Genomic DNA, 17,573 nt, shown 5'->3' with positions numbered 1-17,573 from the left:
CCTTAATTGCACCTGATAAAATACTGTAATGATTTTGTACCAGCTATTTTCCATGCTGGAATATGTCACTGAAGATTAAATTGTCTTAAAATATTGCTTTTACTGAAAATTATTCTGTCCTATAACAATTATTGAATCTATTACCGATAAGGAAATTAAATATATTATTGATGAGCTTTTTCTTGACGATACAATTGAACTTTTAGAAGAAATGCCGGCCAATATTGTAAAAAAGATTTTAAAAAATGCTAATGAGAATACGAGAAAGTTGATTAACCAGTTGCTGAAATATCCCGAAAACTCTGCCGGCAGTATAATGACAATAGAATATGTGGACCTAAAGAAAGAGATGACGGTAAAACAGGCACTGGAACACATAAGGAAAACAGGGGTTGATAAGGAAACCATAGATGTATGCTATGTAATTGATAATAACCGCAAACTTGAAGGTTCTATCCCCATTAGAAAGTTGATATTGAATAACGAAGATGTAATAGTTGCAGATGTCATGGATATAAATGTAATCGCTGTTAATACCCATGTTGACCAGGAAGAAATAGCATCGTTATTTAAAAAGTATGACCTTGTGGCAATGCCGGTGGTAGATAATGAAAACAGGCTTGTAGGGATTATAACCATTGACGACGTTGTAGATGTAATTGAACAGGAAAACACTGAAGACTTTCAAAAAATGGCGGCTATAGCGCCATCTGAAGAAGAATATTTAAAGAGCAATGTTATGATGCTGGCCAAACATAGGATTTTATGGCTTTTGGTGTTAATGGTTTCTGCCACTTTTACCGGAAGGGTTATAATGAGATATGAAGCTTTACTTCAATCAGTGGTCGCCCTAACAGCTTTTATACCGATGCTGATGGATACGGGCGGTAATGCCGGTTCTCAAGCGGCAACCCTTATAATAAGGGGATTGGCGTTGGGTGAAATTAAGCTGAATGATATCTTAAAAATTATATGGAAAGAATTCAGGGTTTCAGTTTTAGTGGGAATAGCGCTGGCAGGGGTTAATTTTATAAGATTATATTTTATAGAAAAAACTAGTATTATGATAACAACTACAGTCTGTATAAGTCTTATTGTTACTGTAATATTGGCGAAAGTAATAGGAGGCATGTTGCCTGTAGCAGCAAAGAGTCTAAAGCTAGATCCGGCCATCATGGCCAGTCCGCTTATTACAACAATTGTAGATGCTATGTCGTTAATTGCGTATTTTACTATAGCAACCTGGCTTCTGGGATTAAAGTAAGAATAAAGTAAGATTAAAGGTAAGTATTAAAGTAAGCTAAAATTGAAGGCAAGCGGGATTAAAATTAGAGATAAGGTAGAATTGGAGTAGAAGTGTGCTTAAAACCAAAAAATTGGAGGGATAAATTGCTAAAAGTTGGGAAGACAAATCAGAAAACAGGGCAAATAAGAGAAAGGGTTGCAAATGACCGAATGTCAGTGGTTTGCAACCCTTTACCGTACTTTAATATCAGCATACGGTATTCAACATTTACCCTATGAAATGTTCTTATTTACCTTTAACGCATTTTAAAATTTCTTCCCATACATTCATGTAAACATTTATTTCTTCAGGACTGTTAAAATCAGGTATATTACCTAATCTCCAAATAGATATTCCTCCAACCTTGAATAAGCGCGCAAGTTTTATCTTTGCTGTTATGCTCCTTGAATCTTCATACCATAATATATTATCTGTCCCATTGGAACCATCGGTGAATTTTGCGTAAGGGTTTTCCAGAGTATAAGAATAGTATAATTCTGTGTTTTTATCTTTCAACCTTGTATTTATTAATGCATAATCAGGCGTTAAAGCATACCTGTTTAAAATTTTGCCTTGCTGTAACCTCCACTGGGCAGAATCAAAAGATATTTGAAAAAGTATTTTGCTTGTATCTTCTACGCCGGTATCTTTATCGGTGATTGCTTTTAAAGCAAAATATATTTCGTCAATCGGTGTAAGGGGAGTAACATTGTATCCCGTTTCCATTTCATTATCGGTAAGCTGCTTGGCATTATAGTCATGAGCCATTAATATAATTTTGTCTGCAGTATTTCCAATTGTTTTATAGTCATAAGCATCAAAGTATTCATGTCCTGGCTTTCTCACAGGGTGGACGGCCACATATAGTTTTTTGCCGCTTTCATTTAATATGGACTTTAATTCCATAAGGAAACTATTGAAGGATTTTCTTAAAACTTCACCCTTCATGTTTTCAAAGTCAATTACTACCCCATCGAAATTAAATATTTGAATTTGGTCATTAATCATTTCTATTACTTTTTTTCGTATATCAGGGTTTGTCAAAATATATTCTGCAGTTGAAATACCTGCATCATTCTCATTCTGTCCTTCCGGAATAACCTCATTTTTTAAAAAAACCATAAGCTGGGTAGAAAGGCTGTTTTCTGCAGCAGTATTTAAAGCTGTGGAATAACCCGAGGGAACATAAAACTCATTATTGTTTTTACTTGTGGTGTTCAGTATAATCCGCTTACCCTGGTTATCATATTCCAACCGACTCCAACCAAAACTCACGGAGTCGAGGGATTTCATCAAATCTATCTGGGGGTATGATTTTATTGCATAAAATGCATGCAATTCTTCCAAAGGGTGCAAGAGTTTTTCATGCATCCTTATCATCATTGCGGCAGCCTCTTCCCTTAACGCAGTACCGTCGGGGTTAAATTTGTCATCCCCCGTACCTTTAACAATACCTACATCCTTGGCTATAGCAATATAGCCTGTGTTTTTATATACATCATTAAAAGGCGGTTCTGTAGAGGATAGCAGTTGTGCCAGGTTGTCGTATCCCAGCGCTCTTACAATCATAATTGCCATTTCTTCTCTTGTGATTGGGTCATCAGGCCTGAAGTTTGGGGCATCTTTTAAGATAACCCCGTTTTTAAGCGCAGTTTCCACATAGGGAAAGTACCAGGTACTACGGTCGTTGTTGTCTTCAAAACTTCCTTTTTCCGGATTTATCAAATCCCATTGCATAAGTCTTACCAGGAAAGTGACAAACTCATTTCTTTTAATGGGCAGCCCAAGGCCAAATTTGTTATCGCCTATACCGCGGGTTATATTAAGCTCCCTGAGATGGTGGACATATGTATACGCCCAATGGTCTTCAGGGATATCGTCAAAGGGCTTATCATTATTAATGTCTGCATTATTCGTGGAAAAGGATGCATAAGGTTTGATAACGGAGAACACGAGTATAATGCATATAATATATATTGCAGCTGCAAAACGGGTAGATTTCAAGGAACGGAATCCTGCTTTTAACATTATATTTTTTATATCTCCTTTCTGTTTCCTCATGTTTTTGGCTTATTTTTACATTTCCTTTAATAATCCTTAAATACTAAAGCATTTCTATATCTTTGCAAACTTTATACATACGGGAGCAGGGACATTGGTTATATAATCCAGCTGTTCAAGCTTCCCTGATTCAGGCAGTATTTTAAAGGACACAATTGAATCAGAGTTTTGGTTTGCTGCAAAAAGAAAATTTCCTGTTGGGTCAATGGCAAAGTCCCTGGGGAATTTACCTCCGGTCGGGGTATGGGAAATAAGTTCCAGCTTACCCGAGCAGTTATCAATTTTAAATATCGCAATGCTGTCATGGCCGCGGTTTGAAGCATAAAGATATTTTCCATCGAAAGATACATGAATTGCAGCGCAGTAATTAATATCCTTATATTCTTCAGGAAGTGTAGAAATATACTGTATTTCTTCAAAAATATAATTACGGCTTGAATTATGGCTGAAATCATACTTGGATGAAGAGCAGGGAGAATGATATTTGAAAACTGCGATATCCGAACTTAACTCATTAATAACATAAGCAAACCTGCCATCAGGGTGAAATGTCATATGACGTGGTCCGGAACCGGGTTTAATTTTAGGCGAAAGTTCTTTTACAGGAATTAAGCGCACTTTTTCTTTATCAAGTTCATATATTATAACCTTATCAATACCAAGGTCAACAGCACAGAGGTATTTTTCTTCCGGTGTTAAAGTTACATAATGGACATGGGGCTTTTCCTGCCTTTCTTTATTAGGACCGCAACCTTCATGGTAAATAATATCCGAAGCCGGAGAAATACTGCCGTCAGGGTTTATAGGAAACACGGATACGGTTCCTTCTCTATAGTTTGCAGCAAAAAGGTATTTGTTTTCTCTATCATTGCTGATGTGGCATGGAGCCCTTCCCTTTGTAGGCTGGCAGTTTAAGAACTCCGGCTTGCCGGTCTCCCTGTTTATTAAAAATGACCCTACAGCTCCTCCCTTTTCACCATTAAACTCATCGATTTCCATAACCGTGTACAAATATCTATTATCTTTGTCTATAGCAAGGTATGAAGGATTTTCCAATTTTTTAGAGGCACCTATGGGTTCAAACCGCCCTGTTGAAGTATCTAGGCTGAATATGTATATACCTTCACTTTCACCATACGTATATGTGCCCACATAAGCTATGTACTTAGTATCCTGTTTAGTATCCTGTTTGTCCATAGCATCATTTCCCCCCTAATTCCTATTATAGTTTTGAAAAACCCGTCTTTCTTGTAATCTTATAGTAATTTTAAGTTAATGCGGTTATACGACTATTATATCATAAATAATAAGATATGCGTCACAAATAATAAGATATGTGTCACAGGTTTTGAAATAGCAGAATGTGGGCGCATTTTATTTTTATGAAGAAAATGCGCCCAAACCAAACAAATGTTTTGCATTTTTGGTATTTCCATGGTATAATATTATCATAATGGTATGAATTATACATGAATTATACTTGCCGATTAGGAAAGGAACGGTGGAAATCATTTGGATACTTTGGAAAAGCTCAATGTTCTAGCTGAAGGGGCAAAGTATGACGTATCCTGCGTTTCCAGTGGAAGCTCAAGGAAGAATACCCCAGGAGGCTTGGGAGAAGGGTATTCGGCAGGAATATGCCACAGTTTTACAACAGACGGTCGTTGTATATCACTACTGAAAATACTAATGAGTAATGACTGTGTTTATAACTGTGCCTATTGTGTAAACAGGGTATCCAATGATTTTCCGAGGGCGACCTTTACTCCGGAGGAAATAGTTGATATTACTATAAATTTTTACAGACGGAACTATATAGAAGGGTTGTTTTTAAGCTCAGCCATATATAAAAATCCTAATTATACCATGGAACTTCTTTTAAGGACACTAAAAATTTTGAGGGAGGAATACAGGTTTAATGGGTATATTCACGTCAAAGCAATACCGGGGGCGGATTATCGCCTGATTGAACAGGCGGGTTTGCTTGCCGACCGTATGAGTGTGAATATTGAGCTTCCCACAAGCGAGGGTTTAAAACTTCTTGCTCCCCAAAAAAAGAAAGAGTCCATATTGGGCCCCATGGGATTTATAAGTTCAAAAATAATGGAAAATAATGAGGATACTGGCAAATACAGAAATACACAATATTTTGTGCCCGCAGGACAGAGTACACAGTTGATTGTTGGGGCTACACCGGATCCTGATATTAATATTCTCAAACTTTCTGAGGCGCTTTACCGGCGTTACCGTTTAAAAAGGGTATTCTATTCAGCCTATGTTCCTGTATCGAACCATCCTGCACTTCCTGCAATTGAAAAACCGCCTCTTCTCAGGGAGCATAGATTATATCAGGCAGACTGGCTTCTGAGATTTTACGGGTTTAGTGCTGATGAGCTTTTATCCGCCAATCAACCTAATTTTAACGAATACCTGGATCCCAAATGTGATTGGGCATTAAGAAATTTACACCTTTTTCCGGTAGAAATAAACAGGTGTAATTATGAAACGCTTTTGCGCATACCGGGCATAGGAGTGAAATCGGCCAAGCGGATTTTGACTGCCCGGAGAGTGAGCTCTCTGGATTTTGAGGATTTAAAAAAACTTGGTGTTGTGTTGAAAAGGGCTCAATACTTTATTACATGTAAAGGAAAGTATTATAAAAGAATAGAAATGAACGACACTTTTATACGACAGAACCTTATGCAGGAAAGCATGACGGAAAGCCTGAAATTGGGTTACCCGGTTGAAGAATACAAGCAACTGTCTTTTTTGCCTCTTGATTATGAGAACAGAATTCATCGTCCGGATTATGGGAACAGAACCCTTCAGGCAGAGAGAATTAAGGCAATAACAGGAGAATTGTAATATGAAAAGTGTGATAAGCATTGGAAGGTGGTATTAATGCTATGCTATGCTATACATACGATGGAAGCTTTGAGGGGCTGCTTACAGCTATTTATGTGGCTTACTACCGCAGGGAAAACCCGGAAAAGATAAAAGCCATCGAAAAACTGCAGCAGAGTTTTTTAGAGACGTATGTACATATTGATACAGACTATGAGAAGTCTAAAAAAGTCTATAATTCGATCAGGGACAAGATTTCCCAAAATGCTCTGGACAATGTTTACTGTGTATACCTGGCGGACAGGGAAGAGGACAATGGTACGGCAATTTATGAATATTTGAAGTTTGGCTGGAAGGTTGGGGCAAAGGTTGACTCTTATCTTTCAGACGACAGGGTGTTAAAAGTACATAAAATAAGGCAAAGGGTGGATTTGGAAGTCCACAGGATGATGGGGTTTGTCCGATTCAGCCTGCTTGAAGGCAATATTTACTATGCACCTATAGAACCTGACAACAATATATTACCTTTACTTGCACCTCACTTTTCAAAGCGCCTGGCTGACCAAAACTGGATAATCCACGATTTAAGAAGGTGTTTGGCAGCCTTATACAACCGCAAGGAATGGATAATTGTTGACTTAAGTTTGGAAAGAATACCTGAAATAGACGCAAAAGAACAAACTTACCGTGAACTTTGGAAGCATTTCTATAATAATGTTTCCATCAAGGAAAGGCTCAATCCTTCACTTCATAAAAGGCTTTTGCCGACAAGGTACTGGCGCCATTTAACCGAGAAATGGTAATACAAGTACATGTTGATTTTGACAAATTTATGTTATAATTATTTACATAGGTAGAAGACAGTGTCTTATTTATTATAATAATATGGAGAAATAATATGGAGAGATAACTCTATGGAAAATAAGAAGTTTACAATCGTTGGTGTGGGCGAAATATTATGGGATATGCTCCCAGGAGGGAAGAAACTGGGCGGTGCTCCCGCTAATTTTGCATACCATGCGGGAGAGCTGGGCTGTGAAGCATATATAATAAGTTCGGTGGGAAATGATAAGCTTGGGAAAGAGATAATCGAAACCCTTGATGTTCTGGGAGTCAGCAGCCGCTATATCCAGGTTGATGATATTCATCCTACAGGTACGGTAGAGGTTCAACTTAAGGGAGATGGTATCCCTTCATATATAATTCATGAGGATGTGGCGTGGGATTACATATGCCTTGATGAGAGCTACCTTGAACTGGCGGAAAAAGCTGATGCCATTTGTTTTGGTTCACTGGGGCAAAGATCGGAAACCTCAAGGAATACTATTCTTCAGGTCCTAAGTAATACAGGGAACCATTGCATAAAGGTTTTCGATATAAATATAAGGCAGCATTTTTATAATAAGGAAATTATACATAATTCACTTAAACATGCAAATGTTTTCAAATTGAACGAAAATGAGCTTCCTATCGTCTCAAATCTTTTAGGATTTGGCGGACCTGATATAGAAATCCTGCAACAACTGGGAAAAGAATACTCCCTCAAATTAATAGCCCTAACCAGGGGAGAAAAGGGAAGCATTCTCTTAAGCGACAATCATATTTCAACCCATCCGGGTTTTCCGGTAAAAGTTGTGGATACTGTGGGAGCTGGGGATGCATTTACTGCAGCTGTTGTAGTTGGTATGATAAGAAACTGGGATATTGATTCAATAAACAATTTTGCCAATAGGGTGGGAAGTTATGTATGTACACAGGAAGGAGGCACGCCAAAACTTCCCGAAGCGCTTAAAGAGTTATCTATGTTTCAGAGGCTGTGAATTTATGTGAATTTAAGAATATTTAGGATTATTTAGAGGCTGTAATTATTAATAATAATAGCTTTTTTTTGAAAAAGTCAGCCATCCTTTAAAATTTGTCTTACATAATTTATGAAATGGGAGAAAACAATGCCGGGTTCTTCCAGGTCGGTACACCAGCGTTTTACCCATTCAAGGGAGACATAACCTTTATACCCGTTGTTTTTCAAAAGCAAAAGTGCTTCTTTTACCGGTACATCCCCATATCCCATCATTTTGTATTTAACCTGGCCATTTATCATTATTGAATCCTTTATATGGATGAATTCAATATACTTGCCCAAAGCATTATATGTGTCAGTTACAGGTTCAGAGAAAAACCTGTAGGTGTGATGAATGTCCCAAAGCACTCCAACAGAGGGACTATTCACTGTATCTATAAGCTGTAACATGATGTTTGAATCAGCATATTTACCGTTTGTTTCCATGAGTACTTTTACTTTTTTAGATCCGGCATAATCTGTCATAATAGATAAATTTTCCACTGTAAAGTTAAAATCTATATTTTCTTCCGGATGGGGATTGGGATCTCCAAGCATTCTGACATATGGAACGCCAAGTTTGGCAGCTAAATTTATATACTCCTTACCTTCCTTTATAACCGCGTCAATATTGCATTTATCAGACAGGTTACATGGAGACGTGAGGCAGGGTATTTCCAAACCCAGGTTGCTTAACCTGCTTTTCGTATTTTCAAGGTTTTTAGGCAGAAAAGGTTTTGCAAGGGGCACGTGTATTTCGTTGCCTATACCTCTTACCTCTATGCCGTCAAATCCAAAATCCTTTGCCATAACAACAATTTCATCCCAGCTCCATCGCGGGCACCCTAATGTAGAAAATGAAATTTTCAAATGTATCTCCTCCGGATATTTATTATTTACTTCATATTGTAGTTTAGTTCCACAGGTTATGCAAATTATGCAAGCTATGTTCACTCAAGCAGTTTCTATGTTGGCGGCATCCTGTAGTCCCAGCTCATCTATAGCCCATTCCCTTAACTTGTACTTCCGGACTTTGCCGCTGGCGGTAAGAGGAAACGAATCCATAAATTTGACATATTTAGGAGTTTTATGCCTTGCCATATGCTCCCTTACGTATTGCTTTATTTCATCTTCAGTGACGGTTTGACCTTCCTTTAGTATTATACAGGCCATGACCACTTCACCGTATTTTTTATCCGGTACTCCTATAACCTGTACATCTTTAACGGCAGGATGAGTATATAGGAATTCTTCAATCTCTTTGGGATATATGTTCTCTCCGCCGCGTATAATCATATCTTTGATCCTGCCTGTTATTTTAAAATAACCATTCTCGTCCATTACAGCAAGATCCCCTGTATGCAGCCAGCCTTCAGAATCAATAACCTGCGCGGTAGCTTCAGGCATTTTGTAATAACCTTTCATCACATTATACCCTCTGGCCACAAATTCTCCAGGAGTTCCAGGAGGTACTTCCTTTTTTGTTTCAGGGTCTATGATTTTTGCTTCAATAAAAGGAAGAACCCTTCCAACAGTAGATACCCTTAGCTCGATGCTGTCATCAACCCTTGTTTGAGTACATACGGGCGATGCTTCTGTTTGACCGTATGCAATGGTTATTTCCCTGGCGCCCATTAAATCGACCACTTGCTGCATTACCTTTATGGGGCAGGGTGAGCCTGCCATAATACCTGTCCTAAGTTTGGGAAACCTGAATCTACCGAAGTCAGGGTGCTCAAGCATGGCTATAAACATTGTGGGTACGCCGTGGACGGCTGTACATTCTTCATCCTGGATGGCCTGCATTACTTTTAGCGGATCAAAGTAATCTATGGGTACCATGGCGGAACCATGGGTGACACAGGCAAGGATTCCCAAAACGCAACCAAAACAATGGAAAAATGGAACAGGTATGCAGAGCTTGTCTTCATGGGTAAACTTCATACAGTCTCCTATGGATTTGCCGTTATTTACCACGTTATAATGTGTAAGCATTACACCCTTGGGGAACCCTGTTGTTCCTGAAGTATACTGCATGTTTATTACATCATGGATATCCAGGCTTTTTTGTATTTTCATCAATTGGTCGTCGGAAATTGACTTGCCCATTTCATAAAGCTGGTTCCAGTTAAACATTCCAGGAGGTTTCTTGTCCCCTATGTAAATAATGTTTTTCAAATAAGGAAGGGAAGGGCACTTAAGTTTGCCTGGAACCGATTCTTTTAATTCAGGGCATAGCTTGTTGATAATATCTATGTAATTGGAATCCCTAAAACCGTCTATTAATATAAGGGTGTTTGAATCAGACTGCCTTAAGAGGTATTCCAATTCGAAAACCTTGTAATTAGTGTTGACTGTAACCAATACAGCCCCTATTTTAGCTGTGGCAAACTGTGCAAGCAACCATTCGGGATAATTTGTTGCCCATACGGCAACATGGTCCCCTTTTTTTATTCCCATTGCCAAAAAACCTTTTGCCACCTGGTTGCAAAGGTCCCTGAACTGGGAATATGTTTTCCTGAAGGGCCTGTCGGTATAAACTACCGCTTCCCGGTCAGGATATTTTTCCGCCATTTCATCAAGCAAGTCCCCTACTGTAATATTCAAAAGCTCATTCATTTTTTTGGCACCCCTAATGTATTCCTGAAACAATATAAGAATATAATAATATGCAATTGGCGGTTATGTCAACTATATTGGGCATAATTTGGATACATTGTCAAATAGCAATTTTAAAAAAAGTGTAGTAAAATATATGCATAAATATATGCATAATATATGTGCATGGCGTATACATAACAGCATAACGTATTCCTGGAAAGGCTGATATAGTAGTAAGTATATGTGAGTGTATCATTTAAGGGATATGGTATTATATGTACTTTTATTGGGGGATTAAATTATGCAGGAATTAATGGATAAACCTTTGATATGCAAGCGATCGGTGCAGGTATATTTTTTCTATTTCATAACTTTAACCTACTGGTTTTCCCTCTATGTGTATTCACCATACTTTTCACCTTATGTGGAATCTCTTGGTGCTTCTCATAGTTTAACAGGGCTCATTTTAGGTTCTTACGGCCTGACAGCCGTTTTTTTCCGTCTGCCTTTCGGTATAATATCCGACCGTTTACAAAGACGAAAAATATTTGTCGCATTAGGGATGATTTTATCCGGAATAAGCTGCCTGGGTTTCTGGCTTACCAGTACACCTGTTACCGCCCTGCTTTTTAGAGCTGTGGCAGGGATATCCGCTTCTGCCTGGGTAGTATTTGCAGTACAGTTTGCAGGGTATTTTGAACGCGATAAAGCTGCCAATGCGATGAGCACCCTGAATGCTTTTTGTTCCCTGGGCCAGATGACGGCAACTTTTTCAGGTGGTTTGATAGCTCAGGTTATGGGCTGGAGGCGCCCTTTTCTTTTTGGTGCCTTTGTTGCAGCGGCAGGGCTGCTGGTTACATTTGCAGTAAAGGATAACACAGAACCCTCATCTAGTCAGATTAAAATGGTAGAACTGGCGAAAGTGGCAAAAAACCCTGGATTTATTAAAATATGCTTGTTGGCGATTTTGGCCCAAATGATAACATTTGCCACTATTAACGGGTTCATACCTTCATATGCAAAAAGTTTGGGGGCAGATAATTTTCAACTGGGGCTTCTCACCATTATAGCCGGAATCCCTACAATTATTGCTTCTGCTATTAATGGGAATGTATTCCTCCCTAAATTTGGAGAAAGAAAAGTTTTATTGTTCGGCTTTATTACATCAGCGCTGTTTTCCTTTATAATACCGTTTATTCATTCAATGCCATGGCTTTACATAACACAGGCATTTGCAGGATTTTCAAGGGGATTGACTTTCCCTGTGCTTATGGGGTTGAGCATAAAAGATGTAGACTTGGATAAACGAGCTGCAGCCATGGGTGCTTTCCAGGCACTGTATGCCCTTGGAGTATTTGGAGGGCCGTTTTTTGCCGGACTTTTCAATGAGGTGTGGGGACTGCCGGGAGGTTTTATTTTTGCGGGATTTATTGCGTTATCGGGATATATATTATCTTATTATTGGATAAGGAGAGATCAGCCATAAAAGCGCTAAAAAGAAAGCTTATGCCTCACAATAGAATTTGTTGCGGAGAGTATAGAAAAAGCCAGATTTTGTTTCTTATAGATGCGGCTTTTATAAATGCGGCTTATGTATTGACAAGTGGAGTGTTTTTATCGGGTTTTGTTATCCATCTCAAAGGCTCGGATTTTATAGTAGCCTTATTAAATAATTCAGTTATTTGGGCTTCCATCCTTACTGTGTTTTCTTTTCTCATATTTGAGAGGATCAGGGCACGTAAAAAGCTCCTTATTTCATCAAATATTGTATCAAGGTTTTTATCCAGTGCCATAGTTTTTCTGCCTTTAATATTCAATGATGAAAAATTAATAATTGTATTATTGACTATAATGGTGATAACTGCCAATTTTTTATGGGGGTTTTACCAGGTTGGTTGGATGATCTGGTACATGGAGGTGGTACCCCAGGGGAAAAAGAATGATTATATATATTTCAGGATGTTTATTGTAAGAATTGCTTTTACAATCTCCACAATAATAATGGGTTATGTACTGGATTTCTACAAAAAAACCTATACCGGGTTTCTTATAGCCTTTATTACTTCGTTAATACTTTCGACAGTAGATGTTATTATACTGTTATTTGTTGAAGAACCGGAGTATAAAGTCCAGGAAAATGAAAAAAACAGCATGGCAACATTTCTTAAACCCTTTTTGAGTATTGAATTCAGAAATTTTCTTATTTTTATATTTTTATATTATTTAAGCCTCACAATTTCCACATCTTTTACATCAATATACCTGATAAGGTATTTGGACTTCGATTACGGATTTATATCCACAATAAATGTCGTTTCATATGTATTGATGATAGTATCTACAAGATTTTGGGGGAAGGTACAGGGCAGGAAAGGGACGGTATTTGTCCTTAAGATATCGGCGATTATTGCCATATTAGATTATTTAATATATTTCTTTTTAACTGAAAAAACTTTTTTCATAATGTATTTTTCTTCAATTATATCAGGGATAGGAAATGGAGGCTTTAACATTGCCATAATGGCATACAGGTTCGAAATAATGCCAGAGAGCGGTAAGTCTATTTATGAAGGATGGTTTAAGGCAATATATGGTATAAGTGTGCTTTTAGCGCCTTTTATAGGAAAGATACTTATGAATGTAATGCCTGATTTTAGCGGGCTTGCTTTTCCTATCAGCAAGTTCCAGGTGCTTTATTTAGCCTCATTTGTATTTGCCGGTTTCGTTATCTTTTTATCCTTTTATAAGCCGGGTATGGTTTTGTATAGAGATGGAGATGAAAATGAAGATTCATATAAAAATACACCAATGCACCCCATAAAATTGTAGTGTATTGAACTATGGTAGTATATAATATAGTGTATATAATATGTATAAGTTAAATTAAAAATTAAAAAATTTAAAGGAAAAGTGAGAGGGAAGGCAGGGTAATTTGTAAAAGAAACGGAAATTAAAAGACTATGGAGAGGGTTCTGGTAAATTGCCGATCCTAAAATATGGATTGCATCAACAGTCCCCATGGCTGTAGGTGGTGCTCTTGCCTATGGCATAACCGGAAAATTCAGTGTATATTGGTTTATTGTCTCTCTTGTAGGGATTTACCTTATTGAAATAGGAAAAAATGCGGTAAATGAAGTTGTAGATTATAAGTCGGGAGTTGACAGGTATGTCTCCCTGGAAAAAAGTAAAGAGGGGGAACATTATAAATTGGTAGATGGTGTGCCTCAAGGCATCGATGCGGAAAAGAATAAAAAAGAGATTGGTTATAGCGGTGAGTATGCTGTGCTCACTCAATGGGATCCTAAGCCGGAATGGTTCCAAATAATGGCCGCCCAGGGCCCCATATCCTAGGAGGAAGCTAAGCTTAAGAACATGGGCCTGGAAACATCCATGAAGAACAACTTCCGAAGAGATATACCCTATGCGCTGTCCTTCCCTGAGCTTATAGAGCTGCAGCAGTTCGGCGCTATAAGGGATGAGATAGTAAATAAGGTTATTACGGGAGATAAAACGCCGCAGCAAGGATTGGAGGAGATCAGGAATGAGTATAAACGGCTGGGCGGCGACAAGCAAGACCAGTTGATGCAGGAATGGTATGATAAGAATAAAGCAGAGCTTGCTGGCGTAAAGCAGAACCTCACGAGACGCTTGATTTTGCAGAGCACCTCTTTATAAATATATAAAGGAAGAATAGAAGGAGTAGAGATAATGGCTAAAGGGGATATGATAAAAAACGATTTTAAAGAATTCAAGGATCCATATACAGGTAGGCGTGTCATTTGCTTAACAGCACCGGACCATCTCAGCCATTATCCATACTTTTACAATAAGATGATAACCGGCGACAATCGCTACCTTTGTATATCCAAATAAGGATAATACATTTATAACAGGCGATGGACAACGGCCCGATGGGCATTTTATCTATCTCATCGACGTGAATAAAAGGTGTGAATACAAATTGTGCTCTCACGGTACCAGTTGGAAGTCCTACGGAAATAACCAGGATGCCCATCCCTATCCCGCTTTTTGGTCCGACGGACGATCTATTATATTTACCTCGGATATGGACGGCCTGCCATGTATATATAATAGGGTGGATTTGGAGCAGCGGCCTTATATAATCCAGCTTGTATCTATCGCTATGTAAAAAGCGGCTTATCGGTGCTCGAAGCGCCAATTTACAAAACTACTAGCCGATGCTATACTATTTTCCAAACGATAAAGGGAGGAAAGAAAATGGCAGTAAATAGCAGCATAGCAACCGGTACAAAATATGATACAAATATCAGCAAAATCATTAGCAAAAAGATATTGCCTAATTGGGAATTATATCTATTCATAATACCATCATTGATATACTTTATAGTATTCCATTATGCGCCCATGTACGGCGTGCAAATAGCCTTCAAGGATTTTATAGCTTCCAAAGGCATATGGGGTAGCCCATGGGTGGGTTTTGAACATTTTCAGCGATTTTTTAACTCATATTATTTCTGGATGCTAATAAAGAATACCGTGGGCATAAATCTTTATTCATTAGCCGTGGGGTTTCCCGTGCCTATCATATTAGCCCTTATGCTAAATGAAGCAAAAGACGATCTTTTCAAACGCACCGTCCAGACTGTGACATATGCCCCTCACTTCATATCCACAGTAGTTATGGTAGGCATGATCATAGCCTTTTTATCCCCCAGTACTGGGATCGTAAACAAGCTCATAAAAGCCTTAGGCGGGGAACCCATAGCTTTCATGCAGGAACCCCAATGGTTTAAAACCATATACGTATTCTCTGGCGTATGGCAAGACGCCGGGTGGGGCTCGATCATATACCTAGCAGCCTTAGCTGGTATAGACCCGCAGCTTCACGAAGCCGCAATCATGGACGGCGCCACCAGGATACAGAGGATATGGCACATAAACATACCTGGCATACTGCCCACAGTTGTTATACTCCTCATACTCAGGACCGGCTCTATAATGAACATAGGGTTTGAAAAAGTATTCCTCATGCAGAATCCGCTTAACATGGATACATCCGACGTGATATCCACTTACGTATACAGGAGCGGCCTAATACAATCACAATACAGCTTTTCAGCTGCCGTAGGTCTTTTTAACTCGATCATAAACTTTGACCTTTTAGTATTGATCAACAGCATAGCCAGACGCGTAAGTGAAACCAGTTTGTGGTAGGATAGGAGAATGAAAAGATATGAAAGAAACTGGAGCTGACAAGATATTCAACATCATAAACATAACACTGTTGACCATAGTACTCATAACGGTATTATATCCTTTAATATACGTAGTAAGCGCTTCCATAAGCGATCCCATATTGGTAAACCAAGGCAAGATGTGGCTGCTGCCCAAAGGCATCACCTTTGAAGGCTATAGGAGGGTATTTCAATATGAAGAGATATGGACAGGGTATAGAAATACCCTCTTTTATACATTGCTAGGTACTGCGATAAACCTGTTTATGACACTTACCTGCGCCTATCCATTATCTCGGAAAGATTTTTACGGTAGGAACCTATTCACAGCGTTGTTTACATTTACTATGTTTTTTAGTGGCGGACTGATTCCTACCTACCTTATCATAAAGAAACTGGGTATGATAAATACCATATGGACCATGATGATCCCCAATGCCGTAGCTATGTGGAACATTATAATAACCCGGACATACTTTCAGAACAATATACCCACAGAGTTGCAAGAAGCGGCCATGATAGACGGCTGCTCCACCACGCGGCAGTTTTTTAGCGTAGTATTGCCCTTGTCGACACCGATTATAGCCGTGATGGCCCTGTTTTACGGCGTAGGGCACTGGAACGCCTTTTTTAACGCCCTCATATATTTGAGGGATAGAAACCTTTACCCCTTGCAGCTCATATTAAGGGAGATACTGATCCAACAGCAGATGAGTGCCCAGATGATGATGAGCGGCGAGGACGTAGAAGCCATGGCAGTTCAGGCTAAGATAGCCGATATCATCAAATATGCCGTCATGATAGTGGCCACGTTGCCAGTATTGGCTGTATACCCACTTTTGCAAAAATACTTTGTGCAGGGCATCATGGTGGGTGCCATAAAAGGATAGGAGGTGATAAGATATGTGACAAGTTTGGTATGAGTTGGTATTATCGGTACTAATGGAAAGGATGGCAGAAGTTTTAAAAGAGTCGTTAATAAAAATAAAAGAAAGGTGTTAGCAGTCACTTTCTTTGAGAATAAAAAAATCACCCTTTTTGAGACTGTAGGGACAAAAAAGTTATAGTTAAGTTTGTATTAAAGCTAATAAAAGATTCCTCCAGATACTAAGTACCAGGAGGAAACATAACACCAAAAATCATTCCCATCTTATATTTTTAATATACCGGTTGTTTACAACCGGTTCCCCTTGGTACAATGGGCATAACGGTGTTGTACACCGTTTTAAAACGGAATTTACATAAACTTAATCCGTCGTTTTAATTTCATGTATTCAAGGCATACCATATTGGTAATATTTTTACCGACATCAATATTAGCAGGCACTTTATTTCAGACTGTAACAGTTGCTTTAGGTTAACCTGAATTTATAAAAAAGAAAATCCTATGTGTCGAAACATAGGGAAGAAGTAAAGAAATCAACATGTATAAAATACCATAATAAGTAAATGATGTCAACGTATAACTTGATAATCTGTAACATACTAAATATATCTTCTACCGGTTGTTTACAACTGTTTTAAAACGGTATTTCCTCAAGCTTAATTTTACATTTTAATTTCATGTACTCGAGGTAAACTGCTTCAGCAGTGTTTTTATCAGTATCCTTAAGGCATAACCATTTTTGATAATATGTCCTGGCTTGTCTTTTTAATTCTACAAGTTCCGGATTATATGCTCTTTTTATATAATACAAAATTTCATTAAGCTTTTGGTTTATTAAAC

General features: G+C 38.4%; 17 protein-coding genes. 12 read left to right on the top strand and 5 right to left on the bottom strand.

Translation table 11 applies throughout. The features are described from left to right. Nucleotides 1-121 precede the first annotated feature (121 nt). Complete coding sequence (mgtE, locus tag HPY74_14535) at nt 122-1,264, top strand: magnesium transporter (protein ID NSW91862.1); 1,143 nt, start codon at nt 122-124, stop codon at nt 1,262-1,264. A gap of 267 nt (nt 1,265-1,531) precedes the next feature. Here mgtE and HPY74_14530 read toward each other — a convergent pair whose 3' ends face one another. Then, a complete protein-coding gene (locus HPY74_14530) occupies nt 1,532-3,313 on the bottom strand; it encodes an S-layer homology domain-containing protein (GenBank protein NSW91861.1) in 1,782 nt (593 codons plus the stop codon). 87 nt (nt 3,314-3,400) lie between these two features. Then, nucleotides 3,401-4,543, bottom strand: a complete 1,143-nt coding sequence (locus HPY74_14525; protein ID NSW91860.1) for a lactonase family protein — start codon at nt 4,541-4,543, stop codon at nt 3,401-3,403. Between the two features lie 315 nt (nt 4,544-4,858). Between HPY74_14525 and HPY74_14520 the strand changes: the two genes are divergently transcribed. The 3 genes from HPY74_14520 to HPY74_14510 all read left to right on the top strand — a co-directional run bounded on the left by HPY74_14520 (nt 4,859) and on the right by HPY74_14510 (nt 8,010). Beyond that, nucleotides 4,859-6,211, top strand: coding sequence for a putative DNA modification/repair radical SAM protein (locus tag HPY74_14520; GenBank protein NSW91859.1), 1,353 nt, complete (start codon nt 4,859-4,861; stop codon nt 6,209-6,211). Nucleotides 6,212-6,252: 41 nt separating this feature from the next. Further along, nucleotides 6,253-6,993, top strand: coding sequence for a TIGR03915 family putative DNA repair protein (locus HPY74_14515; protein NSW91858.1), 741 nt, complete (start codon nt 6,253-6,255; stop codon nt 6,991-6,993). A gap of 111 nt (nt 6,994-7,104) precedes the next feature. Then, entirely contained in the window at nt 7,105-8,010 is a 906-nt protein-coding gene (locus HPY74_14510) for a carbohydrate kinase (GenBank protein NSW91857.1), read from the top strand. Nucleotides 8,011-8,087: 77 nt separating this feature from the next. Here HPY74_14510 and HPY74_14505 read toward each other — a convergent pair whose 3' ends face one another. Beyond that, complete coding sequence (locus tag HPY74_14505; GenBank protein NSW91856.1) at nt 8,088-8,900, bottom strand: sugar phosphate isomerase/epimerase; 813 nt, start codon at nt 8,898-8,900, stop codon at nt 8,088-8,090. 84 nt (nt 8,901-8,984) lie between these two features. Then, nucleotides 8,985-10,649 (bottom strand): AMP-binding protein, encoded by a 1,665-nt coding sequence (locus tag HPY74_14500; GenBank protein ID NSW91855.1) that lies wholly within the window; start codon nt 10,647-10,649, stop codon nt 8,985-8,987. 283 nt (nt 10,650-10,932) lie between these two features. Here HPY74_14500 and HPY74_14495 point away from each other — a divergent pair, with 283 nt between their 5' ends. From HPY74_14495 to HPY74_14460, 8 genes are all read left to right on the top strand, one after another. Beyond that, nucleotides 10,933-12,117, top strand: a complete 1,185-nt coding sequence (locus HPY74_14495; protein NSW91854.1) for an MFS transporter — start codon at nt 10,933-10,935, stop codon at nt 12,115-12,117. Between the two features lie 20 nt (nt 12,118-12,137). Then, complete coding sequence (locus HPY74_14490) at nt 12,138-13,460, top strand: MFS transporter (protein ID NSW91853.1); 1,323 nt, start codon at nt 12,138-12,140, stop codon at nt 13,458-13,460. Between the two features lie 189 nt (nt 13,461-13,649). Further along, complete coding sequence (locus HPY74_14485; GenBank protein NSW91852.1) at nt 13,650-13,982, top strand: hypothetical protein; 333 nt, start codon at nt 13,650-13,652, stop codon at nt 13,980-13,982. Nucleotides 13,983-14,003: 21 nt separating this feature from the next. Next, entirely contained in the window at nt 14,004-14,306 is a 303-nt protein-coding gene (locus HPY74_14480) for a hypothetical protein (GenBank protein NSW91851.1), read from the top strand. 33 nt (nt 14,307-14,339) lie between these two features. Further along, nucleotides 14,340-14,504 carry a hypothetical protein gene (locus HPY74_14475; protein NSW91850.1) on the top strand — a complete coding sequence of 55 codons (165 nt, stop codon included), beginning with the start codon at nt 14,340-14,342 and terminating at the stop codon, nt 14,502-14,504. A 64-nt stretch (nt 14,505-14,568) separates the two neighbouring features. Beyond that, the gene (locus HPY74_14470; GenBank protein ID NSW91849.1) at nt 14,569-14,781 is read left to right on the top strand and encodes a hypothetical protein; all 213 of its coding nucleotides are present in this window, start codon (nt 14,569-14,571) and stop codon (nt 14,779-14,781) included. A gap of 89 nt (nt 14,782-14,870) precedes the next feature. Then, nucleotides 14,871-15,827 carry a sugar ABC transporter permease gene (locus HPY74_14465; protein NSW91848.1) on the top strand — a complete coding sequence of 319 codons (957 nt, stop codon included), beginning with the start codon at nt 14,871-14,873 and terminating at the stop codon, nt 15,825-15,827. 19 nt (nt 15,828-15,846) lie between these two features. Continuing rightward, entirely contained in the window at nt 15,847-16,737 is an 891-nt protein-coding gene (locus tag HPY74_14460; GenBank protein ID NSW91847.1) for a carbohydrate ABC transporter permease, read from the top strand. Between the two features lie 630 nt (nt 16,738-17,367). Here the strand turns inward: HPY74_14460 and HPY74_14455 are convergent. Next, nucleotides 17,368-17,573: hypothetical protein (locus HPY74_14455; GenBank protein NSW91846.1), on the bottom strand; the 206-nt coding region annotated here is incomplete at its 5' end.

Source organism: Bacillota bacterium, from assembly GCA_013314855.1.
In the GTDB taxonomy this organism is placed as follows: Bacteria; Bacillota; Clostridia; order Acetivibrionales; family DUMC01; genus Ch48.
The sequence above is the reverse complement of the archived record's forward strand: the minus strand, read 5'-3'. Positions and strand labels throughout refer to the sequence as shown.